Below are 26,371 nucleotides of genomic sequence, written 5' to 3'. Positions count from 1 at the left end.
AGAGAAAAAACCGTTTATCCGGGTTACAGGATTAATTGATAGTTGGCAAGGATGGGGTAAATATTACCGACAATTTACCCATGTAATATCCAGCCTGTTTTGCCGTCACATTAAATTTATCCACCACCAACGTCAGTGGTGTGGGGACACACATCACTGCGTAACGAATGCCGGGCAACACTACCGGACGTACTCGTTTAAGATTGATGTTGTTCCAGACGATACTTTCATTGTTGCGCACGTCGATTTGCCCGCCAGTCTCCGGGTTAGACATTTTGACGCGATAGTCGATACGTTCCGCTGCGTCAGTAGACGTGCCTCCCTGACGATATATGGAGAATTCACCATTGTTGCGCCCCGCCGCCGCGCGCCCCTCATCTTTTAGCAAGATTTCATAGCTGAGGCCATTACCGTTAAAACCGTCATACAGGCACATATCCAGCATGGTCAGGTCTTGTGCGTAATTGCTGCCATTGACGCTGCCCGTAGGATGTAAATCTAACTGCACACGCGGCGTGGCATGCGCAAACTCAGGAAAGAAGACGTCTATATGATTGGGGTCGAGGGTATTCAGGGTAATATCCGCAAAATAGTCCTGTGAAGGGCTATTCAAATGTAATTTCACTGACCCTTTCCAGACGCCACCGATCGGTAGCTTCTTCATTTCAGCCTGTTCAAGGTAAAGTGTGAGTTGTCTCCTGTCCGCGCCATATGTGCCCGTGTTATCTCTACAATTCCACCCGGTATAATCAGTAAGAGGGAGTTGTTTAGTATACCCTTCACAATCTGAACCGACTCTTGATGTTTGTGCAGATATGTATCCTTTAAGTTTTACCTGCCAACGCATACCACTGCGCTGTTCTGTCATATAGATTTGAACTGTGGACATGTTAGAGCTGCTGGTACAGGTTTGCTGCAAATTAGAGAATGCACATAGATAAGACGCATACTTATTTTTTGCTGGTGGTTCTTCTCGATTCCAGAAGTAATAATCTGCTCTTCCTGATGCTAAATCATATGTCACTTCTGCAGTGACAACAGGCGCAGACTGGGCATACTGAGCGGAGAAAAATATCCCCCAAATACCTGCAATCAATCGCTTTCTCATGGTGCAACCTCCCTTTGCGCCGTCTGAACGTTTCCACGTAATTTAGGCTGTTTTAACTGTGCCTGAACCTGAATGGACTCCGGTAATTGCGAATAACTCACGACACTACAATTCACATCCCCGCTGTAACGAATGCTGGCGCGTTTCTTCACAACACTCAGCGGACACTTAAGGAATTGCTGCCCCGACAGGAGATATAGCTCTTTTTCGCTACCGTTAATCTCAAGTGTAAATCCGCCATCTTCGGCGACCAGTAACATGGCGCTGTTCAGACCAACCAGCGGGAATTTCTCTACCGAAGCAGGCAATAACAAGCGGCCAATATAGTTGTAGCTAAAGCTGGCTGATACTTCTCGGTAGCGTAATTTGCCTGGTAACAACATTAACTCACGATTACCCGCACCGTTAATAATGTTGGTTGTTCCTTGCTGATTACCCTGGCTGCTGTCGTTAACTTCCACAAAGCCCGACTGGAATCCAGGATAAGGGAACAACACACTATCGCTTTGACCAAGTTGCAATGTTCTGCTGCCTGCTACCCGCGCTTCGAGTTGCAGCTCCTGACTCTGTTCATCCTGCTCAGAGAAACCTTTCACATCCACCAACACCGCCCCCAGCAGATCATCTGAGCCGCTGGCCCCCACATTAATGCCATAGCGACTCACCGCTAGTGTGGAACTATATGTACCGGTAAAGGCTGAGATATGATCATGATTCTGGCGATCATAACTGTCCGAAACAGTAGCGTAGACATTTCCATATTGACCATCCCAACGCCCATTAACCGCGCTGTTTATGGTATCGGTGTTCAGACCGCCGACGGTCACGCCAAGCTCTTTATGGCTGAATGAGTCGTTATAAAAGGTATGAGATAACTGCCATGACGTTTGATCGCCATCCTGATCGCTATAACGATAGTCAGTAGAAACATTGGTTAAATAGCTGTTGTTATTGCTATCCATCGTTGGCGTATCAGATAACGAAAACGATACGTACAAGCCGTTATCGTCGTTATCACCCCCATTGTCATTACGATGGAAAACACCAACAGAAGTACTCAAAATCCAGTCACGCATCACGAAAGCGCGGGAAGCACTGAGTTGTAAAGTTTCGGAAATACTTTGCGCCGTCGTCTGGCGAAGATAGTTATTTTCAAAGCTCTGCTGTTTGTCCCAACGCAGATTGTCATTCGTGTTATTTTGCGTACGGGTATAACCCAGCATCATGTTCCAGCCTACAAGATTCTGTGAAATCGTCGCGGAGATGCTTTCATAACAGCTTAAGGCGTTGTAGCTTTCTCGGTTGTCGGTTGTACAAACATCACCATCAGAGTTGGTACGATAAAAGCCCAATGTCGGCCATCCCGATTGACTCCAGTTAGCCTGTTGCATATCACCTTTGCCACCATCATCGTTACGGAACACGCTGGCGTTGATGAGTAGATTCCCTGCCACGCCTAAATCTGCTGTCCAGTTATTGCCTAACTCGAAGGCACTAACATCATCTGCATTCGCCAGCCCTGCATAGAGCTCATATTGCGGATGTAATGGCAGGCGCACACCCAGCTGATAAGCCGAACTTTCATCATCAGAAGCTTGAGATGTGGTTTTCCCCGCCTGTAAAAACCACTGGGCATTTCCGTCTGTCAGACCGCCGGTTTTGGTAAATGGCACGAGCTCAGTGCGGGTGAGTTGGTTATTTTCATAGACTTTTAACGCCACGCTGTAACTGCCTGGCGGAAAGGAATTGGTATCAATAAATTGCGAACCGCTATTGAGGTAAAACGACCCCAAAAGTTGTTCATTACGATAAGCATCAACACGTGAATTGCGCGAAAGCAAAACCATTACCGGGGTTCCCTGCTGGCTTTGCGTCTGGTTTAAATAACTGAGCGTCGACCCGATACGCATTCCGTCGATTGCACCGAGTGGCAGAAAGTTAAACGTAAAGTTACCACCTTGTGCATTAAATAATGTGCGGTTGTCCATCCGCCCCGCCTGCACATAATAACGACGTAAAAAATCGTAGCGATAATAGAGATCGCTGACATCAGCATTACTGTCACTGATATCATCACCATCATAACCGTTGAAATTCCAGTGGGCGCCAATATAACTATTTTCTGTTATTCCCTGCGCACCATTACCTTGAATTGACAACGATTGGTAATCGTCCTGTACCAGCACATTAATATCTTGCTGATGTATAAACGCGTTAACCGTATTTTGGTCAGGATTTAAATACAATGATTTCGTATCAAACGCAGAACTCCATTGCGGATTGAGAAAGAGCGTTGCTGAACTTTCCTCATCATTGAAGATTATTTCTACCGTCTCAGTATTAAGAAAACCACAGCCTGAATCAGTACGTACAAAGCCACAAGCCAGTTCACCATGGCGAGCTAACGGTTGCGATAGTTTTTCTTTCACTGTACGTGCGATTTTTTGATCGTCGGTGTTCAATTCCAGTTTACTGTATAAACTCGATGAGTCCAGAAATGTTATGGTATCAAGATTAACCATTGCATAGTATTTACCGAGACTTTTCCCTGCAAAATAGACCTCGATATACTCCTGCTGTCCTTGAGCAATAATCTCGAAACCAGCGGGGATTTTTGTTAATGTTGCCTTTGCCGGGCTGATACTCGCCAGGATCAAAAGAGCCAGTAGTTTTTTATCCATGGCAGTCCTGTAATCCATAATAAATACTAAAATAGTTAAAAGAAGGGAGGAATTTCCTCCCTTTATTACATGTTAATTCTGTTATTAGGATTAGATATCCTGGGACAGATAAATGCTGACTACGCCACTGTAAATACCTGTTTCCAGAACACCTTTGGTGGCTTGAGCAAACATCAGTGGTTTAGCCAGCGAACCGTTAGTTAACGCATCGGAAGCAAAGATTTTTGTTGCAGTAAAAGTGGTTGCCGCATCAGCTTTAATCTCTTCACCGCCCCAGGTTACAGTCAGCGGAACAACTTTAGTAGCGTCCAGGCTTTGAACCAGTTGTGCAGGAGAAACTAACTGCATTTTCACGTCTTTGGTCGTGTCATTTGACCAGATTTTGGTCATTAACTGGTAAGATTGCAGGCCCTGCCCCGGCAGATATTGCATTTCAACTGCTTTCGGCAGTGCGCTGTTATCTGTCTGAGTCATATCCAGAGCAGCATCAACGTTAGCAGTAACAGTGATATCTTTTTGTACTGCTAATGCAGAACCTGCAACGGAAAACATTGCCGCTACCAGAAGAGATTTTGCGAATACCTTTTTCATTACTATTCCTTTGTTTATTACAATGATAATTAATGAACCGCCAGTTCAAACTCGCCATTATCCTTGGTGATCCAGTTATTATATTTGACAACGATTTTATCGTAGCCAGATATGCCTTCTAAACTTCTTTCCTGACCAGGGAAAATGTTTTTATTGACGGTCTGTATCTTGCAATTATTTTTGCTATTATTTTTACAATAAGCGATCGTTAAAATTTTCAAGCGCTGATTCCCTGCATTTAATAATTTTTGGGCAGGGCTTACTTCTAACTTAGCAATAGGTTGCTGAGGTGGAACACTAACAACAATCCCCCAAATTAAATTAACTGTTAACTGCATAGAGAGATCTTTTTTATCCGTGTCAACGTCATCAATACTGGGAACCGCTTCAAATTTAACGCGATAGTTTTTCTCTTTTTGCTCTGGTTCCATCGCGACAAAGCGCACGGTTTTGCTACTACCGGCTGGTAAGGCGAATTTGGGTGGCATCACAACCAGATGATTTGCATCACCGGATTTAATCTCAACTTCATTTTCCTGAGGCGTCGATGGATTATCGATACGGAATACTGTCGCCTTAATATACTGAACTTCATTACTTTTAGATATAACGCGAACGTTGCCTTCACCCAGGCTATTAATGGAAACAGCCATAGGATAAACAGTCATATTTGACTGTGCAAAAAAAGGAGCGAACACGAATAAAAGCGGCGTAAGCCGTGATAAGAAGTTAATTTTCGCCACCATATAAATTTGATCTTATAGTATTGTTTCCAAAAAGTTAGTGCATTAGAAATGTAGACCTATTGTAAGTCAATATAAAAAAGCATTTTTAGTGAAGATTAAATTTAAAAGTAAAGAATTAAGTTACTGAAACATAGTGATTTTCACAATGGCAACACTTAATTTTTAGGAATTTATAAATATTCACAATATTAATTTATTATATTAATTCAATCACCATAATTATATATGAACGATGGCATACCCTTGAATAAAGTGGTATGATAACTTTGTCCGCATTCCACTCCGGGAGACGCATATGGAAATCACTGAACCACGCCGTTTGTATCAACAACTTGCCGCTGATCTGAAAGAGCGCATCGAACAGGGCGTCTATCTGGTGGGTGATAAACTGCCTGCTGAACGCTTTATTGCCGATGAAAAAAACGTCAGTCGCACCGTGGTTCGTGAAGCCATCATCATGCTTGAAGTTGAAGGCTATGTAGAGGTGCGTAAAGGCTCGGGTATTCATGTGGTTTCCAACCAGCCGCGCCATCAGCAGTCGGCTGACACTAATATGGAATTCGCCAATTACGGTCCGTTTGAGCTGCTTCAGGCACGTCAGCTCATCGAAAGTAATATTGCCGAGTTCGCAGCGACCCAGGTAACCAAACAGGACATCATGAAACTGATGGCCATCCAGGAGCAGGCGCGCGGCGAACAATGCTTCCGTGATTCCGAGTGGGATTTGCAGTTCCATATTCAGGTTGCCCTGGCGACGCAGAACTCCGCCCTGGCAGCCATCGTTGAAAAAATGTGGACCCAACGTAGCCATAACCCATACTGGAAAAAACTGCACGAGCATATTGATGCCCGTACTGTCGATAACTGGTGCGATGACCACGATCAGATCCTCAAAGCGTTAATTCGCAAAGATCCCCATGCCGCGAAGCTGGCAATGTGGCAGCATCTGGAAAACACCAAGATCATGTTATTTAACGAAACCAGCGACGATTTCGAGTTCAATGCCGACCGCTATCTGTTCGCCGAAAATCCCGTTGTGCATCTTGATACGGCCACCAGCGGCAGCAAATGAAATCCCCATTCGGCAGGCGCAACGACGCGCCTGTTTGCCTCGTCGGTAAGCGAAAAGTATAAAGTGTCAGCCTGTGTAAATCCTCTCGCCACCCTCCCCTGCATTCAGCAAAATCAGACACCACGGACATGTAATTTTGATAACGAACAACGTTGACCTTTGTTACAATTAGATTCAATTTGAATTTATGCTTTTGAATGCTTTCTTATCTCACGATTTAACAGGGAATAGTTCAGGCTGTGTTGATGTATCAAACCCGCAGAACATACCAAAACAGCAATAACATTGCGGTAGTGCATCTTTTAAAACCAGCGTGGCGTTAACCGATTCACCAGGAATAATGAATGGAACTTTTGACCCAATTGCTGCAAGCCCTGTGGGCGCAGGATTTTGAAACCCTGGCCAATCCGTCGATGATTGGCATGCTCTATTTTGTTTTATTTGTAATTTTGTTCCTTGAAAACGGCTTGCTTCCGGCGGCCTTTTTACCAGGCGACAGTTTACTGGTGTTGGTCGGCGTATTGATTGCGAAAGGCGCGATGGGCTATCCGCAAACGATTCTGCTACTGACCGTTGCCGCCAGCCTCGGCTGCTGGGTCAGCTATATTCAGGGGCGATGGCTGGGCAATACCCGCACCGTACAAAACTGGCTATCTCATTTACCCGCGCATTATCATCAACGCGCACACCATCTTTTTCATAAACACGGTTTATCGGCGCTGTTAATTGGTCGCTTTATTGCGTTTGTCAGAACACTGCTGCCGACGATTGCCGGGTTATCAGGGCTGAATAACGCGCGCTTTCAGTTCTTCAACTGGATGAGCGGTCTGCTGTGGGTATTAATCCTGACAACTCTGGGTTACATGCTCGGCAAAACGCCGGTATTTTTAAAGTACGAGGACCAGCTGATGTCATGCCTGATGCTGCTCCCGGTGGTGCTGCTGGTGTTTGGCCTGGCAGGTTCTCTGGTCGTGTTATGGAAAAAGAAATATGGAAATCGGGGGTAAGGGATGCAAATACCTCGCATGTCGCTTCGCCAGCTAACCTGGTCCGGCGCTGTTTTACTTCTGGTCGGCACGCTGTTGCTGGCCTGGTCCGCGGTTCGCCAGCAAGAGTCTACGCTGGCGATTCGTGCCGTTCATCAAGGCACAACGATGCCAGACGGTTTTTCAATCTGGCATCACCTTGACGCTCACGGCATTCCTTTCAAAAGCATCACCCCTAAAAACGACACTCTGTTAATTACGTTTGACTCCAGCGACCAGAGTGCCGCAGCAAAAGCGGTTCTCGACAGAACATTGCCCCATGGCTACATCATTGCGCAGCAGGACAATAATAGTCAGGCTATGCAGTGGCTAACCCGATTGCGGGATAACTCTCATCGCTTCGGATAACTTCCTGTTATCCGAAACAGATCACTCACTTTGGTGATTTCACCGTAACTGTCTATGATTAATGAGGCGGTGGTCAACACTACCGCTTCGTTGTCTGGACAATCGTTCCTTTGTAATAGGTCCGAATCACAATGGAAGGTTCAAGAATGAAATACCGCATCGCTTTAGCTGTTTCTCTTTTTGCTCTTAGTACCGGTAGTTATGCCACTACCCTGTGTCAGGAAAAGGAGCAAAATATCCTTAAGGAGATCAGCTATGCCGAAAAACACCAAAACCAGAATCGTATTGACGGTCTGAATAAAGCCCTGAGTGAAGTCCGGGCCAACTGTTCAGATAGCCAGCTGCGTGCCGATCATCAGAAGAAAATCGCAAAGCAGAAAGATGAGGTGGCGGAACGCCAGCAAGATTTAGCCGAGGCGAAGCAAAAAGGCGATGCCGATAAGATTGCCAAACGCGAACGGAAACTGGCAGAAGCGCAGGAAGAGCTGAAAAAGCTGGAAGCGCGCGACTACTAACTCACAATAGTCACTACTTACTCACCTGGAGAAAACTATGTCGAAAGAACACACTACGGAACATCTGCGTGCTGAGTTGAAATCCCTTTCCGATACGCTGGAAGAGGTGCTTAGCTCATCTGGCGAGAAGTCGAAAGAAGAGTTGAGTAAGATTCGTAGCAAAGCGGAGCAGGCACTGAAACAGAGCCGTTATCGCCTGGGTGAAACCGGTGATGCCATTGCCAAACAAACCCGTGTCGCGGCGGCGCGTGCCGATGAGTATGTGCGTGAAAATCCATGGACGGGCGTGGGCATTGGCGCTGCAATCGGTGTAGTGCTCGGCGTTCTGCTGTCGCGTCGTTAATTATGGCGGACACTCATCACGCGCAAGGGCCCGGTAAAAGCGTTCTGGGCATCGGGCAGCGAATTGTTTCCATCATGGTTGAAATGGTGGAGACACGTCTGCGGCTGGCGGTGGTGGAGCTGGAAGAGGAAAAAGCCAATCTCTTTCAGCTTTTACTGATGCTGGGCCTGACGATGCTTTTCGCTGCATTTGGTCTTATGAGCCTGATGGTGCTGATTATCTGGGCGGTTGATCCGCAATATCGCCTGAATGCGATGATTGCCACCACCGTGGTGTTGCTGCTACTGGCACTCATTGGCGGTATCTGGACGTTACGTAAATCGCGTAAATCTACCTTACTGCGCCATACGCGCCATGAGCTGGCAAACGATCGGCAACTGCTCGAGGAGGAGTCCCGTGAGCAGTAAAGTCGAACGTGAACGACGTAAGGCGCAACTGCTTAGCCAGATCCAGCAACAACGGCTGGATCTTTCCGCCAGTCGTCGTGAATGGCTGGAGGCGACTGGCGCTTATGATCGTCGCTGGAATATGCTGCTGAGTCTGCGCTCCTGGGCGCTGGTTGGCAGTAGTGTGATGGCTATCTGGACGATTCGTCATCCCAATATGCTGGTCCGCTGGGCCAGACGCGGTTTTGGTGTATGGAGCGCCTGGCGTCTGGTGAAAACAACCCTCAAGCAACAACAGCTTCGCGGTTAACTTCCTTTCTGGCCGGAGACATTCCGGCCTTATTCCTCAAATTTTTTGAAAATATTTGACAGTTTTCCTTGCTAACAATCACGCTTCGCCACGTTTATGATTCTCTCCATCGAAAGCAACGACGCTAATACCGCGCCCTTGCACAAAAAAACAATCAGCAGCCTGAGCGGCGCAGTGGAGAGTAAGATGAAAAAATTAGAAGATGTTGGGGTACTGGTCGCACGCATTTTAATGCCGATTCTGTTTATTACGGCAGGTTGGGGAAAAATTACTGGCTACGCGGGTACGCAACAATATATGGAAGCGATGGGTGTCCCTGGCTTTATGTTGCCACTGGTGATTCTGCTTGAGTTTGGTGGTGGTCTGGCAATCCTGTTCGGTTTCCTGACACGTACCACTGCCCTGTTTACTGCGGGCTTTACGCTGCTGACGGCATTTTTATTTCACAGCAATTTTGCAGAAGGCATGAACTCACTGATGTTTATGAAAAACCTGACTATTTCTGGCGGATTCCTGCTGCTGGCGATTACCGGTCCGGGCGCGTATAGCATCGACCGTCTGTTGAATAAAAAGTGGTAAGTACGCGCTATACTTAACGATAAAAAACGAGGGGGAACACTCCTCGTTTCAGATTGTTGACAAAGTGCGCGTTGTTCATGCCGGATGCGGCGTGAACGCCTTATCCGGCCTACAAAAACATGCAAATTCAATACATTGCAGAAACCTCGTAGGCCTGATAAGCATAGCGCATCAGGCAGTTTTGCGTTTGCCATCAGTCTCAAACGAGGAGAAACGCTCCTCGTTTTTGCTATTGGAGGAGAGAAAAATGGGTCAACTGATTGACGGCGTCTGGCATGACACCTGGTACGACACCAAATCCACCGGCGGTAAATTTCAACGTTCAGCTTCCGCATTTCGTAACTGGCTCACTGCCGATGGCGCGCCAGGCCCCACTGGCAAAGGCGGTTTTGCCGCAGAGAAAGATCGTTATCATCTCTATGTTTCACTCGCCTGCCCGTGGGCGCACCGCACGCTGATCATGCGTAAACTCAAAGGACTGGAACCGTTTATTTCCGTTTCCGTAGTGAACCCGTTAATGCTGGAAAACGGCTGGACCTTTGATGACAGTTTTCCGGGAGCAACCGGCGATACACTCTATCAACATGAGTTTCTGTATCAGCTTTATCTCCACGCCGATCCACACTATAGCGGACGTGTCACTGTTCCCGTACTCTGGGACAAGAAGAACCACACCATTGTCAGCAACGAATCAGCGGAAATCATCCGCATGTTCAATACTGCATTTGATGCGCTGGGCGCGAAAGCCGGTGATTACTACCCTTCAGCCCTGCAAACGAAAATTGACGAACTTAATGGCTGGATTTACGACACCGTTAACAATGGCGTGTATAAAGCCGGTTTTGCCACCAGCCAGGAAGCCTACGACGAGGCAGTGGTGAAAGTGTTTGAATCGCTGGCGCGGCTGGAACAGATTTTAGGTCAGCATCGTTACCTGACCGGCAACCAGCTAACCGAAGCCGATATTCGCCTGTGGACCACACTGGTGCGTTTTGATCCAGTGTATGTGACCCACTTTAAGTGTGATAAGCACCGCATCAGCGATTACCTGAATCTGTATGGCTTCCTGCGCGATATCTACCAGATGCCGGGAATTGCCGAAACAGTCAATTTCGCTCACATCCGTAATCACTACTTCTGCAGCCATAAGACCATCAACCCTACGGGGATTATTTCAATTGGTCCGTGGCAGGATCTCGATGAACCGCACGGACGAGATGTTCGCTTCGGTTAAAAAAAGGCACCTTACGAGGTGCCTCTGATAATTAGCTAAGTGCGTGTTGTTCATGTCGGATGTGGCGTAAACGCCTTATCAAACCTACAAAACATTTATATTCAATATGTTGCAATGACCGCGCAGGCCAGATAAGCGTAGCGCATCTGGCAATTTTGCGCTTGCCCTTATCCTTCACAGCGCCTTATTAATTCATCGAGATAATATTTACTGCCATTTCATTCACGTCTATTCTTAATTTGCTGCTTTAAAAACAAGTGATTGAGCAAAATTGAGGCAAAAATGGACTGGTATCTGAAAGTACTAAAAAAATATGTCGGTTTCCGGGGCCGTGCGCGGCGCAAAGAGTACTGGATGTTTATTCTGGTCAACATCATCTTTACGTTCGTGCTGGGGCTGCTGGATAAAATGTTAGGCTGGCAACGCGCCGGTGGCGAAGGCATCCTGACGACAATCTACGGTATTCTGGTGTTTTTACCATGGTGGGCAGTTCAGTTCCGCCGCCTGCACGACACCGACCGCTCGGCGTGGTGGGCACTGCTGTTCTTAATTCCGTTTATCGGCTGGCTGATTATCATCGTCTTTAACTGCCAGGCAGGTACGCCAGGCGAAAACCGCTTTGGACCAGATCCGAAACTGGAACCTTAAAACAAATCTCCTCGCCGGATGTCTGACTCATCCGGCTTTTATCATCATGTTGATGAATAAATAATCTACTAATGTTTATTTAAATTATTTCAATGTCGTTATATAAATTACATATAAAAAACGGCCATGTATTTATCTTAAATATCAAAACCTTTATAACATCCGAAAAAGAAAGATACGAATAGCATTTACTCCATCCCCGGAATAGACTTTCGCAACTTTTAATTAAAGGGATGTTTTTATGCAGTGGTATTTAGCCGTATTAAAAAATTATGTTGGTTTCTCTGGTCGTGCACGTCGTAAAGAGTACTGGATGTTTACTCTGATTAACGCCATCGTCGGCACTATTATCAATGTCATTCAATTGATTTTAGGTTTAGAGTTTCCATTCCTTTCTCTCATTTACCTGGCAGCAACAATCATTCCGGTCATTGCTCTGTGCGTTCGTCGTCTGCACGATACTGACCGTTCAGGTGCGTGGGCGCTTCTCTATCTGGTACCGGTCATTGGCTGGTTAGTTCTGTTTGTATTTGCCTGTTTAGAAGGCAATTCTGGCAGCAATCGTTACGGAAACGATCCGAAGTTTGGTTCAAATTAATCTTAGAATTGGGGCGATATTTCGCCCCTTTTTATTAAAAATAACAAATATTATTTTCCGCTAAAAAGTTTGGGAATTTCCCGCAGACACCAGGATTTCGCTTCCCCCATACTGTCACGACGCCAGGCCATAATAATATCGATCTCGCTGGTCGATTCCGGGCTGACGACACGCAACCGCCCTTCCGCAATATCTTTTTCGACCATCGGATACGGCATCGTCGCCACGCCAAGCCCCGCCAGTAATGCCTGACGTTTATCTTCAATCGTGCTCACCGTTAAGCGCGGCTGTTTGTCCAGCAGCTGTACGGTCAACACCGGGCGCTCACGAGCGGTATCCGCCACCGCAATTCCACGATATTTCACGCGCGTCACTTCAGATAACGGTTCCGGCTCCTGATGAATCGGGTGATCAGGCGCGGCAACATAGACGTTCATTAAGGTATAGAGTTTGCGCGAGTTGATCTCCGACGAGGAGCGAAAATGCATATCCGGCGCGATAACAATATCCGCCCGCCCCTGCTCCAGCCGTTCCCACGCCCCTGCCAGCACTTCAGTGATGATTGCCAGTTGGGTATTGGCTTTTACCGCCAGTTTGTCAATTAACGGGAAAAAGGCAGGTGTCGGTACCAGCGCTTCGGTCACAATGGTGAGATGCGTTTCCCAACCGCGTGCTAGGGCTTCCGCATCGGTAGTCAGTTTATCTGCGGCTTCCAGCAAAACGCGCCCTCGCTCCAGCAACATTCGCCCGACATTGGTGAATTTGGTGCGATGGCCCGAGCGGTCAAACAACACCACATCCAGCTCTTCTTCTAGTTTTTGCATGGTGTAGCTAAGTGCGGAAGGCACGCGTCCCAGCTCATCCGCCGCCGCCGCAAAACTGCCCCGGCGATCGATCGCATCCATAACCCGTAGTGCTTCCAGCGTTAATGCCCTTTCTTTGGCCATTTCGTTCTCATTCAGGAAATTTGAACATACCGGGCAGAATATCTGGCTAACAATGTAGCGTCCAGCCCCTTACCATAAAAGGAAGTAAAGAGAGGTCAAGAATTATGATTACTACCCGAACTGCCAGGCAGTGTGGACAAGCAGACTACGGATGGTTGCAGGCCCGGTATACTTTTTCCTTTGGACACTACTTCGACCCGAAATTGTTAGGTTATGCCTCCCTGCGTGTGCTTAACCAGGAAGTTCTGGCCCCAGGTGCCGCCTTTCAGCCACGAACCTATCCCAAAGTCGATATTTTAAATGTGATTCTGGATGGAGAAGCTGAGTATCGCGACAGCGAAGGCAATCATATTCAGGCCTACGCAGGTGAAGCGTTGCTGCTCTCTACCCAGCCGGGTGTCAGCTATAGCGAACACAATCTCAGCAAAGACAAACCGTTAACGCGAATGCAGCTTTGGCTGGATGCCTGCCCGCAGCGAGAGAATCCGCTGATTCAAAAGCTGGCGCTTAATATGGACAAGCAGCAATTAATCGCCTCGCCAGAGGGGGCGATGGGAAGCCTGCAGTTGCGCCAGCAAGTATGGCTGCATCATATCGTGCTAGACAAAGGCGAAAGTGCGAATTTCCAGTTGCATGGGCCACGCGCGTATTTGCAATCGATTCACGGGCAATTTCATGCGCTTACGCATCATGAAGAGAAAGCGGTGCTGACCTGCGGTGATGGGGCGTTTATTCGTGACGAAGCTAACATTACGCTGGTTGCCGATTCCCCACTGCGCGCTTTGCTGATAGATTTGCCTGTCTAGTTGTTTTTACAGGGAGATGATGATGAGTAAAAAATCGGCCAAAAAGCGTCAGCCAGTGAAGCCCGTGGTGGCGAAGGAACCGGCTCGCACCGCCAATAATTTTGGCTATGAAGAGATGTTGAGCGAACTGGAAGCCATTGTCGCGGATGCTGAAACGCGTTTAGCCGAGGATGAAGCTACCGCGTAAAGACAGGTTGCCGGATGCGGCGTAAACGCCTTATCCGGCCTACAAAACCAGCAACATCAACAAATTGCACAACTCGTAGGCCAAATAAGATGCACCAGCATCGCATCCGACACGATACCCAAAACCAGGTGTTTATCTGGCCTTGCTCGCCATAATCTCGATAATCTGCCGATCCGTTTGCTGCATCGAATGGCTTGCCAGCGCACACAGGTTGGCAATCGACTGCTCAACATCATGCGCCACAATACCTTCATTACCGGTCACAGCGGTATCATCCAGCGCCATTAACACTGCTTTCCACGCAGCCGAAGCACTGGTCGAAACCTTCATCGCGCAGCTGTTGGACGCACCATCGCAAATCATGCCGCTGACATCGCCGATCATACTGCTGATCGCCATCGAGATGGTTTCATAACGCCCATCCACCAGCCATGCCATCCCGGCGGCGGCCCCCATTGCTGCGGTCGTTGCGGCACAAAGCGCAGACAAACGCGGTAACTGGTTATGGATGTAAATCGCGCTCAAATGCGAAAGCATCAGCGCACGCGCCAGCCGTTCATCATCGGCCCCGAAGTGTTCTGCTACCACCACCACAGGCATTGTTGCGGTGATCCCCTGGTTACCCGAGCCGGAGTTACTCATTGCCGGAAGCGTAGCGCCGCCCATACGCGCATCGGATGCCGCGCTGGTACGAATCACAATGGATGAAGAGAGATCTTTCGCCAGCAAACCGCGTGCACACTGTTTCTCCAGCGTCGCGCCAATATGCAGCCCCCAGTTACCGCTCAAGCCTTCCTGCGATAACGCACAATTTAACTTCGCAGAATCGAGAATAAAGCGGATCGCCGCAAACGGCACTTCATTGACGAACTTCAGGATCTCAGCCAGCGTCGTTCTGGAGAGCACCGTCAGTGGCGACTCTTGCTCGCCCTCTGCCACACTGGCCTGCTGGGTAAACACCACGCCATTGTGCGTCTCAATATGCACAATGTTGGTATGCCCGCCAACGATGGTGACACACGCCCACTTCTCACCGCTCCAGACTTTGGCGCGTGAGAAGAGGATTTCATCGCAAGGTTCCTGGATTTTAACCGAGACTTTCCCCGCTGCCAGCAACGCTTTGGCATCGGCAATTGCCTGCGCCGTTGCGTCTTTCAGCACCTCCAGCCCGGCATTGGCATTCCCACCTAACGCGCCCAGCGCCGCCGCAATCGGCAGCCCCACCATCCCCGTGCCAGGAACGGTGACGCCCAGACCGTTCTTCATCAGATTTGGCGAAACCCAGGCTTCTACTCGTTCAACCGGACCTTCCAGTTCTGCTGCAGCAACTGCCGCCGCCAGCGCCAGTGAAATTGGTTCAGTACATCCCAGCGCCGGTTTTACTTCCTCCTGAACGGCGAGGATGTAACGCTGCCATAACGGATTTAAAGTCGAATTAAACATAATAAAAACCTTAAAATTTCAGGTAAATCAAGAAAATGCCAGGAACGGAGATACACAAAGCAATAAACCAGTGACGATAATCAGGTACAGAGACATCCCTTTGTATTTGTGCAATGCCGGTACTTTGTAAACCAGCCACGCCGGGATCAGGCACCCTACCATGCCGAAAATCGGGCTACAGATAGAGGTGAAGCTCAACACCGGTGCGTTCAGTACGATGGCGCTCCAGGCCAGTAAAATGGCGAAAATCATGATGCCGCGCTGAACGAGATTTTCGTTAATCTTCTCGGCAGGCATCTTACGACGCAGGATGTTCATTACGATCCCTTGCGTTGCTTCGCGAAAGCCTAAATAGACGCCAAAAAACGCGGTCATTACTGCAAAGATATTGAGAATGACGCTGACCACTTTCACCCACGCTGCGCCGTCACCGCTAATAAACTGCGCCGCAATTGCCAGCGCGGAAATATTCTGCTCGTAGGCTTTTACCGCTTCGTCATGTCCCATCGCCAGCGTGAACGACACGGCGTAGAAAAAGACGGTGACAAACAAAATGCCAAACGCGATATTCATTGCCCGCAATGCTTTATGCCGCGCCACTTCAATGGATTTTTCCCGCGAGCGATAAGAGATCACCATCGGGCTTAACGTCTGGATAAACAGAATCGACGTCAGGGTAAACGGCAGAGTAATAATGGCGTTTTTCACCAGTAGCCCCAGCGGCGGTAGCGAACCGACGTTATACAGATGCCACATTCCGACCATCGACACGCCCAGCGCCGCGACCACCAGCAGCTTGGTCAGCACCATCCCCGTCGAAATTTTGAATAACAATTTCTCGCCGCGTGAGGAGATCGCCACCAGAATGCAAATCAGTACCAGACCATAAAAGGGACTGTCTGACAGCAACCCTTCCGTCACACCGAAGGTATGCAGGTAGGAAGCACTATCGTTGGTGATGGCTGTGGAATAGACGAACATCCAGATCACCAGCATCACGAAATAGAGCGCACCTAACAGGATGCCCCAGTTTTTACCTAAATAACCGCTGATGACGCTGGGGTAATCTTTACACTCTGGTGATTCTGCCAGCGTATTAATAAACAACCGCTGAAACAGATACATTGCCGGGTAACCAATCACCGATGAGAGCAAAAATACCCACAATCCCATCAAACCGACCTGCACCGGGAGAAAAACAATCCCTGCGCCAATCGCCATCCCGATACTCATAATCACCCAGCCGGTGTCAGTACTGTCGAATTTGATCGCTTCTCGCCACTCGCTCTCACTCATTCCAGCACGACCTGCCGGGGTCGAAGCGTCTGCAATGACGCCTTTATTCGATGCAATTTCCATAATTTCTCGCTCAATATTTTGTAGGGCTTATTATTTTTTTCCTAGCCGCATCAAGGCGATATGCGGTCTACATTTTTGCAGGCGAGTTATTAGAATAAGGAAATGATACGCGCGAGGTCAGAGAAAATCTTCACAATCAAGACTTTGAAATAATGGAGATGGATAAGAATTTTCTACTAAATTAACCGCAAGAGAATATTCATTCTCTATTTGCGGCAGATCACAAAAAAAAGGTGCACATTTGTGCACCCAAGGATGAAAGCTGACAGCAATGTCAGCCGCAGACCACTTTAATGGCCAGTCCTCCGCGTGATGTTTCGCGGTATTTATCGTTCATATCTTTGCCGGTTTCATACATCGTCTCGATAACTTTATCGAGTGAAACACGCGGTGCCGAGGTGCGGCGCATCGCCATCCGCGCAGCGTTTACTGCTTTCACGGCATTAATGGCATTACGTTCAATACATGGGATTTGCACCTGTCCGGCAACCGGATCGCAGGTCAGACCAAGGTTATGCTCCATCGCAATTTCCGCCGCATTGCATACCTGCGCCGGACTGCCGCCCAGTAGTTCAGTTAACCCTGCCGCCGCCATTGAACAGGCCACGCCAATTTCCCCCTGACAGCCGACTTCCGCGCCAGAAATGGAAGCGTTCATTTTATACAGCGCGCCAATAGCCCCCGCTGCCAGTAGATAGCGGGCAATCGACCGCTCATTTACTGGGCGACGGAACTTATCATAATAAGCCAGCACAGCCGGAATAATGCCGCACGCCCCATTGGTCGGCGCTGTTACTACGCGCCCACCGGCTGCGTTTTCTTCACTCACTGCCAGCGCGTACATGTTGATCCAGTCGATGACGTTCATCGGATCGTTAGAGATGTTATCGCTGGAAACCAGCTGGCGACGCAACGCAACGGCACGACGAGGCACATTAAGCGGTCCTGGCAGCACGCCTTCGGTATTCATCCCGCGTTCAATGCCGTCGTGCATCACTTGCCAGATACGGGCAAACCCGGCATCAATTTCCGCTTTGCTGCGCAGCGCCAGCTCGTTGTGCATCATTAGGCCAGAAATAGACAGGCCGTTGTAATCACACATTTTCAGCAGTTCACCTGCTGAGTGAAAATCGTAAGGTACGAGGGTTTCGACAGCGTGCGACAGACCGAAGTGTTCTTCTTCAACGATAAATCCGCCACCGACTGAGTAGTAAGTTTTGCTTAATAGCTCTTTCTGCCCATTCCAGGCAGTAATCCGCATCCCGTTCTCATGACGAGGCAACATTTCAGGATGGAAAACAATGTTCTTTGCTACAGGAAAATCAACAACATGCGCCCCAGAAGCCACCGGCAACCGCCCGCTGCGCGTCACTAACTCAATAAATGCAGGGATCTCATCAATAACAACATCCTGCGGACTGTTTCCTGCTAGTCCCATGATGATGGCGACATCCGTGGCATGGCCTTTGCCCGTCAGTGACAACGACCCGTACAGATCGACCATAATATGGCTCGTCGCGGTTAATAAGCCGCTATTTTCCAGCCGATCAATAAAACTTTTTCCGGCATTCATCGGCCCCACGGTATGCGAACTGGAGGGTCCAATCCCAATTTTGAAAATATCGAATGCACTAATCATATCCACACCCTCGGATTGCCGTTCAGTGAAGTGGAGCGGAACGACCTTGCGACCGTCCCGCTCACGAGGCTTTACGCACTACGTACTGCGATGGCTTCAATTTCCAGCTTCACATCTTTCGGCAAACGCGCGACCTGCACACAGCTCCGGGTCGGGTAGGTCGCCTGATGCTCATCGAAGAACTGCTTATAGACTTCATTGATGGTGGCAAAATCATTCAGATCGGTGATGAACACGGTCATCTTGATGATATCGCCCACGCTCAGCCCGGCAGCAACCACGATCGCTTTGACGTTTTCGAGGCTTAAACGCGCCTGATCTTGCACATCAGCCGGGATCTCACCTGTCTGCGGGCAAACCGGAATTTGCCCGGAGGTGAAGACCATGCTGCCTAAATCAACACCCTGAACATAAGGGCCGATTGCGCCTGGGGCACGTTGCGTTTCGATAATCTTTTTCATACATCCTCCGGCGTCAGAGCGCCTGGGTAAAAGTACGTGAAATAACATCCTGTTGCTGTTCACGGGTCAGTGCGTTGAAGCGCACGGCGTAGCCAGAGACACGGATTGTCAGGTTAGGATATTTTTCCGGGTGCTCGATGGCATCCAGCAGCATTTCCCGATTCATTACGTTGACGTTGAGGTGTTGACCGCCTTCGACATCCGCTTCGTGATGGAAATACCCATCCAGCAGGCCGACAAGGTTGGTTTTACGTACTGGATCTTCTTTGCCCAACGCCGCCGGGACAATTGAGAAGGTGTACGAGATACCGTCTTTGGCGTAAGTGAACGGCAGTTTCGCCACCGACGTCAGCGAGGCCACGGCACCTTTACGGTCACGACCGTGCATCGGGTTAGCGCCCGGTGCGAACGGTGTTCCGGCGCGACGACCGTCCGGCGTGTTACCGGTTTTCTGCCCGTACACCACGTTAGAAGTGATAGTCAGAATCGACTGGGTAGGGACGGCGTTGCGATAGGTCGGCAGCGCTTTAATTTTCTTCATAAAACGTTCAACGAGGTCGCAGGCAATACTGTCTACACGCTCATCATTGTTGCCGTACTGCGGATATTCGCCATCGATTTCAAAGTCCACCGCCAGGCCGTTTTCGTCACGGATTGGTTTCACGCGGGCATATTTGATGGCAGACAGGGAGTCCGTCGCCACTGACAGGCCCGCGATGCCGCACGCCATAGTGCGATAGACATCACGATCGTGCAGCGCCATCAGCGAGGCTTCGTAGCTGTACTTGTCGTGCATGTAGTGGATGATGTTCAGCGCGCTGATGTACTGCACCGCCAGCCAGTCCATAAAGTGGTCGAGGCTGTCCATCACTTTGTCGTAGTCCAACACGTCGTCCATCAGCGGTGCTGTTTTTGGGCCGACCTGAATCTTCAGCTTCTCGTCCACCCCGCCGTTAATTGCGTAGAGCAGCGTTTTCGCCAGGTTAGCGCGTGCACCAAAGAACTGCATTTGCTTACCAATCACCATCGGGCTAACGCAGCAGGCAATCGCGTAATCGTCGCTGTTGAAGTCAGTACGCATCAGATCGTCGTTTTCATACTGCAAGGAAGAGGTGACGATAGACACCTGCGCGGCATATTTTTTGAAGGCGATCGGTAATTCTTCCGACCACAGAATGGTCAGGTTTGGTTCCGGTGCTGGCCCCATAGTGTGCAGGGTGTGCAGATAACGGAAAGAGTTTTTGGTCACCAGCGTACGACCGTCCAGCCCCATCCCACCGATCACTTCCGTCGCCCAGATCGGGTCGCCAGAGAACAGCGAATCAAATTCCGGCGTACGCAGGAAGCGCACCATACGGATCTTCATAATGAAGTGGTCGATCAGTTCTTGTGCCTGCTGCTCATTGAGCACGCCAGCTTTAAAGTCGCGCTCAATGTAGATATCGAGGAACGATGCCGTACGGCCAAGAGACATTGCGCCGCCGTTCTGTGATTTCACTGCCGCCAGGTAAGCGAAGTAGAGCCACTGCACCGCTTCCTGCGCATTCCGCGCCGGACGGGAGATATCAAAACCGTATTTCGCCGCCATTTCCTGAATCTGCAACAGCGCACGACGATGTTCCGCCAGCTCCTCACGCAGACGGATAGTGGCTTCGAGATCTTCGCCTTTTTCCAGACGAGACTGGAGATCGGCAAATTGCAGTTCGCGTTCACGTACCAGATAACTGATGCCGTAAAGCGCTACGCGGCGGTAGTCACCGATAATACGCCCACGACCATAACCGTCTGGCAAACCAGTCAGTACACCCGATTTACGGCAGCGCAGCATATCCGGTGAGTACGCATCAAATACGCCCTGATTATGGGTTTTACGCAGATCGGTAAAGATGTACTCAAATTCGCTGTCCATTTCACGGCCATATGCGTGGAATGAACTTTTAATCATATTAATACCGCCGAACGGATGCAGCGCGCGCTTTAATGGTGCATCCGTTTGCAGGCCAACAATTTTTTCCAGCGGCTGGTCAATATATCCCGCATCATGAGCGGTAATCGTGGTGGCAATATTAGTATCGAAATCCAATGGCGCGTGAGTCGCGTTTTCGATACGGATGCCTTCCATTACTTTTTCCCACAATTCCGTGGTGGCTGGCGTCGCTTCGGCGAGAAAAGATTCATCGCCTTCATACGGTGTATAGTTATGTTGAATAAAATCGCGGACATTAATTTCGTTTTTCCAGTCCGTACCTTTAAAGCCAAGCCATGCGTCGGCGTACAGCTTATCGCTGGTATCAATATCTACCTTCATGAAAAATAATCTCTCTACAATACTTCAACTAAATTATGCAAATTCTGCGGGCGCGTTCACTTTGCCTAAATGAATGGCATCCAAAGCAATCATTTTTTCTTCGTTAGTCGGAATAACGGCGCAAATGACACGCGCATTTTCACTGGAAACAATTCGCTCACCAAAGGAGTTAGAGCGGTTATTCATTTCTGTATCAATCTCTACGCCTAATACAGCCAAATGCTCCATGACCAAACGACGAATTAAACTTGAGTTCTCTCCTATTCCGCCGGTGAATATAATTCCATCCAGGCGACGTAATGAAGCTGCGTGTCCGGCAATATGACGGGCAATTCGATGAACAAAGGTTTTAATTGCCAGTTGCGCGCGTTCGTGTCCTTCATGCCATGCTTTTTCCAGAACACGTAAATCCGAAGAAAGACCGGAAATGCCTAATAATCCCGACTCTTTATTCACTACGCGTTCCAGGTCACTCAGGCTCTGGTTGGTTTGACTGGCGACCCAGGACATCGCCCCGAAGTCGACATCGCCACTGCGGGTACCCATCATCAAACCTTCCAGCGGCGTCATTCCCATTGAGGTGTCAACACTCTGACCGTTGCGAACTGCGCAGATTGACGCGCCATTGCCAAGATGCGCCACGACCAGGCCGGAGTCATCTTCCACCAGATTCAGCAAAGAATGCGCGCGCTGGGAAACGTAGCGGTGCGACGTGCCGTGGAAACCATAACGGCGTACACCTAACTCTTCATAATATTTCCACGGCAGGCCGTATAAATAAGCTTCCGGAGCCATCGTCTGGTGGAAACTGGTATCAAATACCGCCACCTGAGTTACGCCCGGGAATAATTGCTGCGCCGATTCAATACCACTTAAATTGGCGTAATTATGCAGGGGTGCCAGTGGAGAAACGCGACGGATATTATCAATGACTTCATCGGTAATAATGGCGGACTCGGTAAAAATACTGCCGCCGTGAGCGATGCGGTGGCCAATTAAGGCCACGCTGTCATTTAAATTCCGTTTTTCCAGTTCAAATGCAATTGCCTTCAATGCACCTTCGTAGCTGTGGTGAGCCAGCGGTGCTGGCTCTCCCCCATTTACGGATAAGAATGCATTTTCCGAGTTAATACCGTCGGCAATACCTGACATTAATACTTCACAGTCGCTGGCATCGAGCACGGAAAACTTAATCGAAGACGAACCACAGTTAATAACCAAAACAACCGGAAATTCATTCATCTCTTTTCTCATCCTGAGTTACGGATTAAAACAGTTTGTATACGATGTTCAGGATGGTCAGCAGACCAATCACGGTAACAAACACGTTATCCAGACGACCACGGTATTTCGCCAGAGACGGCGCTTTACGGATGGCATACATCGGCAACAGGCACAGCAGGGATGCGATAATCGGCGCGCCCATGGCTTCAATCAGGTCGAGGATGTTCGGGTTGGCGTAGGCAACAACCCAGGTGGAGCCCATGATGAAAATCATGCTGAGAGTATTCAGTTTACCCAGCGACACTTTGGTTTTGTCACCTTTATAACCGAACTTCAGAATCAAACCATTCAGACCTTCCAGCGTCCCCAGATAGTGACCGAAGAAAGATTTGAAAATAGCCACGAGTGCGATGATGGAAGCTGCATATTCCAGTGTAATTGCAAACGTTGTTTTGGTACCGGTCATGGACGCAAAGTGGTTAGCCAGATAAGAAAGCACTGGAATATTCTGCGCTTTCGCTTCAGCCATATTCGCCGGAGACAGCGTAAACAGGCAGCTAAAGGCAAAGAACATCACCACTGCAACCATCAGCATACTGGCGCGAGAGATGATTTGTGAACATTTACGCTCGGTGAAATCGCGACCAAAATCTTTCTCATACTCTTCACGTTTAGAAACCACGAAGGAAGAGACGATTGGCGAGAAGTTAAAGGAGAAAACCATGATGGAAATCCCCAGCCAGACAGTGATCAGGATACCGTCATGACCGGTTAACGACAGCGAACCGAGGTCAACCTGGTCGATAACTGCAGAGTTCCAGTAAGGGATCAGCGACAGAGAAATCAGCACCAGGCTGGCGATAAACGGCCATACCAGGTAGCTCATCACTTTAACCATCAGATCCTTACCAAACCAGATGACGAAAGCCATCAGCAGCAACAGGAACAGCGCCACAAAGCCGCGATTCAGCGGTGCAAAGCCGAGCTGGTTTTCCCAGAACGTCATAAAGGTATTGGTAATAGTAACGCCATAAATCCACAGCAGTGGGCAAATCGCGAAGAAGTACAGGAACGTGATAACCACGCCGCCAGTTTTACCAAAATGCTCTTCCACCGTTTCCGTAATGTTGCCGGAAGGGTTAGAGCCAGAAAGACACAGACGCGCCAGCGCCCGGTGGCAATAAAATGCAATGGGGTATGCCAATACCAACATCAGAAGAATCGGGATCAGTCCGCCAAAACCTGCGCGGATAGGGAAGAACAGCACCCCGGCGCCGATTGCCGTACCAAACAAGCCTAACGTCCATGTGGTATCTGATTTACGCCAGGACGATTGTTTTGTCTGGCTGGATACAATGCTATCTGAAGTACTCATATCCTATCCTCAACGAATTAATTAAGCGTCAACGAAACCGGTGATTTGAGAGACGCGAGAAAGATCGATATTGCCGCCGGAAATAATACTGACGGTTTTTCTGTTTTGAATATATTGGTCTAATTTACCGCTTAATAATGCAGCACATGCCAGAGCGCCTGCGCCTTCGGTGACGACTTTATTGCGCTGAATTAAGGCAATCATACTGTTTCTGATTTCGTCTTCGCTGACCAGCACGATGTCATCGACTAATTCACGAACGATTTCGTAAGTTAAATTACCCGGGCGGGCGACATCACAACCATCCGCCAGGGTGCCGGTAGTTCGGTGCGTGGTTATTTCTCCGGAGTGGAAAGAAGCCGCCATGCCGTGAACGTTTTCTGACTGTACGCCAATAACACGAATAGTCGGGTTAATTGATTTAATCGCTACCGCAATACCAGCAATTAAACCGCCACCGCCAATTGGCACAATCACATTATCGACATCATAGAGATCTTCCATAATTTCCAGACCAATCGTTCCCTGACCGGCAATCACTTTCGGATCATCATAAGGTGGGATAAAAATACGGCCTTCCATTTCGACAATTTCGCTCACTTTAGCGATAGTGTCGTTGAAGTTATCACCATGCAAAACAACTTCAGCGGAGTAGTCGCACGTTGCCGCTACTTTGGATTTCGGCGCGCCTTTTGGCATCACCACTTTACCGTCGATACCCAGCATCGCGCAGGAGAGCGAAACCCCTTGCGCATGGTTGCCCGCAGAGCAGGCCACTACACCTTTACGTTTTTCCGCATCGGTCAGTGAACTTAATTTATTAAATGCGCCACGAATTTTAAATGAACCGGTACGCTGCATGTTTTCGAATTTGAGGAATATTTCACCTTTGCAACGTTCACTAAAATAGTTGGAGCGAGGCATGCCTGTTTTATAAATTCGCCCAGCCAGTCGTTGTTTTGCTTCAATGATGTCATCAATAGCAACCGGGAGATCGTATGTAATATGCATTATAAAACCTCTTAGCCTGAATTAAATATGTAGGTAACCGTAACCGACACCTGCAAAACAGACAGGTGGATTATTTATGTTTAAATAAAAACAAATAACTAACCAACTTCTATTAATTGCCTTCGTCTACACCCATTATAAGATGAATACTCTTTGGCTAATTCCACCAAAACCGATGCTGCTTTTTTAATACGATAATTTTTCGACCATACCGCGGCATATTGTGCCACAGGTAATGTTTCTTCAACCGGGATAGTAATAAATTGATTAGAACCAAAAGGTGACGTCATATCACAAGGAATTACAGTTAAGAAATCAGCATTGAGGACAAGATTATAAATTGTCACGACTGAGTCAGTTTTAACGATGTTTTCAATACTGATGCCATTTCTTTGTAACGTGGTGAGCAGCTCGCTGTAGTACCCCATATTGGTTTGTGGCAACACCCACTGTTCGTTCTTCAACGACTCCAGCGTGGTGGTGCCGGTGCATGTTCGGGACTTACTGGCTACCAGCACAAACTCGGACTCGAACAGCGGCTCAACATGTAAATCCTGAAGCTTCATTTCTGCGCTTAACGTACCAATCGCAAAATCCAGGCGACCGTCGCGGATTGCCGGTAGGAACGAAGACAGTTGCGCTTCATACATAGAAACCTGCGCTTTCGGAAACACCTCTTTGAACTTGTTGATCATCCCGGACATAAAAGTAAAACCAATCAATGAAGGAAAACCAAATGAGACTTCCACCACCGCCTCAGAAGACATACCGCTTATCTCATTAACCATATTTTTCATTTCACGGGTAATGGATTCGGAACGGGAGAGTAACAATTGACCGGCAGGTGTTAATGTTACACCGGTATTTTTCCGCACCACTAATTCCACGCCAAAATAGTCTTCAATATCGTTAATGATTTTACTGACGGCGGGTTGAGTTAACCCTAATTCTTTTGCAGCCGAGCCGATAGAGCCACTTCTAATGACTTCCTGAAAGACTACCAGATGCTGCGTTTTCGGAAGAAGAATAGTGCTCATAACTACCTACGTTAATAACCTCATTGACGGCATGAAGTGTATCAAAATGAAATGAACAGGATATGTGCGACCACTCACAAATTAACTTTCAATACTTTTTTGGACATCACTGTATCAATTAAATATTTTTATATATCAATAAGTTAAAGTATATAAATCAGCATAAACCCTGATTTTTGTCAAAAAAAATGACAGGGATAACCATATTTTATGGCGATAACATCATTCGTTATGTGGTTAATAAAAAAAAGCAGCTGCGACCATATTTCAAGCAATTAGCGGATAATTACCAGGCAAATTTTGAGTTAAATTTTATGAGCAAGTTATCAAATTTTATTATAAATAAATCATTTTCAGCGATAAATAATG

Annotated in this window: 28 protein-coding genes; 14 read left to right on the top strand and 14 right to left on the bottom strand. The window is 48.3% G+C overall.

Going from position 1 to position 26,371, the window contains the following annotated elements; all coding sequences use genetic code 11:
• Positions 1-31 precede the first annotated feature (31 nt).
• The 4 genes from BEB54_RS13245 to BEB54_RS13230 form a co-directional block, all read right to left on the bottom strand.
• Positions 32-1,108, bottom strand: coding sequence for a CfaE/CblD family pilus tip adhesin (locus BEB54_RS13245; protein ID WP_105271285.1), 1,077 nt, complete (start codon positions 1,106-1,108; stop codon positions 32-34).
• Positions 1,105-3,789: a TcfC E-set like domain-containing protein gene (locus tag BEB54_RS13240; RefSeq protein ID WP_105282211.1), complete on the bottom strand. Its 2,685-nt coding sequence runs from the start codon at positions 3,787-3,789 to the stop codon at positions 1,105-1,107. Before BEB54_RS13240 ends, BEB54_RS13245 begins: the two co-directional genes overlap by 4 nt.
• 90 nt (positions 3,790-3,879) lie before the next feature.
• Positions 3,880-4,380: a CS1 type fimbrial major subunit gene (locus tag BEB54_RS13235; RefSeq protein ID WP_032185169.1), complete on the bottom strand. Its 501-nt coding sequence runs from the start codon at positions 4,378-4,380 to the stop codon at positions 3,880-3,882.
• Between the two features lie 29 nt (positions 4,381-4,409).
• Positions 4,410-5,126 carry a fimbria/pilus periplasmic chaperone gene (locus BEB54_RS13230; RefSeq protein ID WP_157943789.1) on the bottom strand — a complete coding sequence of 239 codons (717 nt, stop codon included), beginning with the start codon at positions 5,124-5,126 and terminating at the stop codon, positions 4,410-4,412.
• A gap of 295 nt (positions 5,127-5,421) precedes the next feature.
• On the opposite strand from BEB54_RS13230, the gene exuR reads away from it, so the two are divergent.
• From exuR to BEB54_RS13175, 12 genes are all read left to right on the top strand, one after another.
• Entirely contained in the window at positions 5,422-6,198 is a 777-nt protein-coding gene (gene exuR / locus BEB54_RS13225) for a transcriptional regulator ExuR (protein ID WP_000406496.1), read from the top strand.
• Between the two features lie 239 nt (positions 6,199-6,437).
• Positions 6,438-6,521 (top strand): protein YqiM, encoded by an 84-nt coding sequence (yqiM, locus tag BEB54_RS29325; RefSeq protein ID WP_211180508.1) that lies wholly within the window; start codon positions 6,438-6,440, stop codon positions 6,519-6,521.
• Between the two features lie 21 nt (positions 6,522-6,542).
• Positions 6,543-7,205 (top strand): DedA family general envelope maintenance protein YqjA, encoded by a 663-nt coding sequence (yqjA, locus tag BEB54_RS13220; RefSeq protein WP_000422149.1) that lies wholly within the window; start codon positions 6,543-6,545, stop codon positions 7,203-7,205.
• A 3-nt stretch (positions 7,206-7,208) separates the two neighbouring features.
• Positions 7,209-7,592: an EnvZ/OmpR regulon moderator MzrA gene (mzrA, locus tag BEB54_RS13215; RefSeq protein WP_001166773.1), complete on the top strand. Its 384-nt coding sequence runs from the start codon at positions 7,209-7,211 to the stop codon at positions 7,590-7,592.
• 146 nt (positions 7,593-7,738) lie between these two features.
• Positions 7,739-8,107 carry a DUF1090 family protein YqjC gene (yqjC, locus tag BEB54_RS13210; protein ID WP_001352920.1) on the top strand — a complete coding sequence of 123 codons (369 nt, stop codon included), beginning with the start codon at positions 7,739-7,741 and terminating at the stop codon, positions 8,105-8,107.
• Positions 8,108-8,144: 37 nt separating this feature from the next.
• On the top strand, positions 8,145-8,450 hold the full coding sequence (locus BEB54_RS13205) for a DUF883 family protein (protein WP_000031415.1): 306 nt from the start codon (positions 8,145-8,147) through the stop codon (positions 8,448-8,450).
• A gap of 2 nt (positions 8,451-8,452) precedes the next feature.
• On the top strand, positions 8,453-8,857 hold the full coding sequence (locus BEB54_RS13200; protein WP_000785722.1) for a phage holin family protein: 405 nt from the start codon (positions 8,453-8,455) through the stop codon (positions 8,855-8,857).
• Complete coding sequence (locus BEB54_RS13195) at positions 8,847-9,146, top strand: YqjK-like family protein (RefSeq protein WP_000096086.1); 300 nt, start codon at positions 8,847-8,849, stop codon at positions 9,144-9,146. Before BEB54_RS13200 ends, BEB54_RS13195 begins: the two co-directional genes overlap by 11 nt.
• A gap of 186 nt (positions 9,147-9,332) precedes the next feature.
• Positions 9,333-9,725: a DoxX family protein gene (locus BEB54_RS13190; protein WP_000732238.1), complete on the top strand. Its 393-nt coding sequence runs from the start codon at positions 9,333-9,335 to the stop codon at positions 9,723-9,725.
• A gap of 247 nt (positions 9,726-9,972) precedes the next feature.
• Positions 9,973-10,959, top strand: coding sequence for a glutathionyl-hydroquinone reductase YqjG (gene yqjG, locus BEB54_RS13185; RefSeq protein ID WP_000531184.1), 987 nt, complete (start codon positions 9,973-9,975; stop codon positions 10,957-10,959).
• Between the two features lie 282 nt (positions 10,960-11,241).
• On the top strand, positions 11,242-11,607 hold the full coding sequence (locus BEB54_RS13180) for a DUF805 domain-containing protein (protein ID WP_001352918.1): 366 nt from the start codon (positions 11,242-11,244) through the stop codon (positions 11,605-11,607).
• A gap of 241 nt (positions 11,608-11,848) precedes the next feature.
• Positions 11,849-12,205 carry a DUF805 domain-containing protein gene (locus BEB54_RS13175; protein ID WP_001198788.1) on the top strand — a complete coding sequence of 119 codons (357 nt, stop codon included), beginning with the start codon at positions 11,849-11,851 and terminating at the stop codon, positions 12,203-12,205.
• Positions 12,206-12,255: 50 nt separating this feature from the next.
• On the opposite strand, the gene yhaJ is transcribed toward BEB54_RS13175, so the two are convergent.
• On the bottom strand, positions 12,256-13,152 hold the full coding sequence (gene yhaJ, locus BEB54_RS13165) for a DNA-binding transcriptional regulator YhaJ (protein WP_001603817.1): 897 nt from the start codon (positions 13,150-13,152) through the stop codon (positions 12,256-12,258).
• Positions 13,153-13,256: 104 nt separating this feature from the next.
• Here yhaJ and BEB54_RS13160 point away from each other — a divergent pair, with 104 nt between their 5' ends.
• Together BEB54_RS13160 and yhaL are read left to right on the top strand one after the other, a co-directional pair.
• Positions 13,257-13,958 carry a pirin family protein gene (locus BEB54_RS13160; RefSeq protein ID WP_105276785.1) on the top strand — a complete coding sequence of 234 codons (702 nt, stop codon included), beginning with the start codon at positions 13,257-13,259 and terminating at the stop codon, positions 13,956-13,958.
• Positions 13,959-13,980: 22 nt separating this feature from the next.
• Positions 13,981-14,145 carry a protein YhaL gene (yhaL, locus tag BEB54_RS13155; RefSeq protein ID WP_001306007.1) on the top strand — a complete coding sequence of 55 codons (165 nt, stop codon included), beginning with the start codon at positions 13,981-13,983 and terminating at the stop codon, positions 14,143-14,145.
• 132 nt (positions 14,146-14,277) lie between these two features.
• Here the strand turns inward: yhaL and cyuA are convergent, their stop codons facing one another.
• From cyuA to tdcA, 9 genes are all read right to left on the bottom strand, one after another.
• Positions 14,278-15,588, bottom strand: a complete 1,311-nt coding sequence (gene cyuA / locus BEB54_RS13150; protein ID WP_105276786.1) for a cysteine desulfidase — start codon at positions 15,586-15,588, stop codon at positions 14,278-14,280.
• 27 nt (positions 15,589-15,615) lie between these two features.
• Positions 15,616-16,947 (bottom strand): amino acid permease, encoded by a 1,332-nt coding sequence (locus BEB54_RS13145; RefSeq protein ID WP_000401598.1) that lies wholly within the window; start codon positions 16,945-16,947, stop codon positions 15,616-15,618.
• A gap of 274 nt (positions 16,948-17,221) precedes the next feature.
• Complete coding sequence (gene tdcG / locus BEB54_RS13140; RefSeq protein WP_000622094.1) at positions 17,222-18,586, bottom strand: L-serine ammonia-lyase; 1,365 nt, start codon at positions 18,584-18,586, stop codon at positions 17,222-17,224.
• 71 nt (positions 18,587-18,657) lie between these two features.
• Positions 18,658-19,047, bottom strand: a complete 390-nt coding sequence (locus BEB54_RS13135) for an enamine/imine deaminase (RefSeq protein ID WP_000719990.1) — start codon at positions 19,045-19,047, stop codon at positions 18,658-18,660.
• Positions 19,048-19,060: 13 nt separating this feature from the next.
• A complete protein-coding gene (tdcE, locus tag BEB54_RS13130) occupies positions 19,061-21,355 on the bottom strand; it encodes a 2-ketobutyrate formate-lyase/pyruvate formate-lyase (protein WP_105276787.1) in 2,295 nt (764 codons plus the stop codon).
• Between the two features lie 33 nt (positions 21,356-21,388).
• Positions 21,389-22,597 carry a propionate kinase gene (gene tdcD / locus BEB54_RS13125; protein WP_105276788.1) on the bottom strand — a complete coding sequence of 403 codons (1,209 nt, stop codon included), beginning with the start codon at positions 22,595-22,597 and terminating at the stop codon, positions 21,389-21,391.
• A gap of 25 nt (positions 22,598-22,622) precedes the next feature.
• Entirely contained in the window at positions 22,623-23,954 is a 1,332-nt protein-coding gene (gene tdcC, locus BEB54_RS13120; protein WP_000107721.1) for a threonine/serine transporter TdcC, read from the bottom strand.
• Between the two features lie 21 nt (positions 23,955-23,975).
• Positions 23,976-24,965: a bifunctional threonine ammonia-lyase/L-serine ammonia-lyase TdcB gene (tdcB, locus tag BEB54_RS13115; RefSeq protein ID WP_000548345.1), complete on the bottom strand. Its 990-nt coding sequence runs from the start codon at positions 24,963-24,965 to the stop codon at positions 23,976-23,978.
• A gap of 98 nt (positions 24,966-25,063) precedes the next feature.
• Positions 25,064-26,002, bottom strand: a complete 939-nt coding sequence (gene tdcA, locus BEB54_RS13105) for a transcriptional regulator TdcA (RefSeq protein WP_000104211.1) — start codon at positions 26,000-26,002, stop codon at positions 25,064-25,066.
• Between the last annotated feature and the right edge of the window lie 369 nt (positions 26,003-26,371).

Source organism: Escherichia sp. MOD1-EC6021, assembly GCF_002965245.1.
Lineage (GTDB): Bacteria > Pseudomonadota > Gammaproteobacteria > Enterobacterales > Enterobacteriaceae > Escherichia > Escherichia coli_F.
The sequence above is the reverse complement of the archived record's forward strand: the minus strand, read 5'-3'. Positions and strand labels throughout refer to the sequence as shown.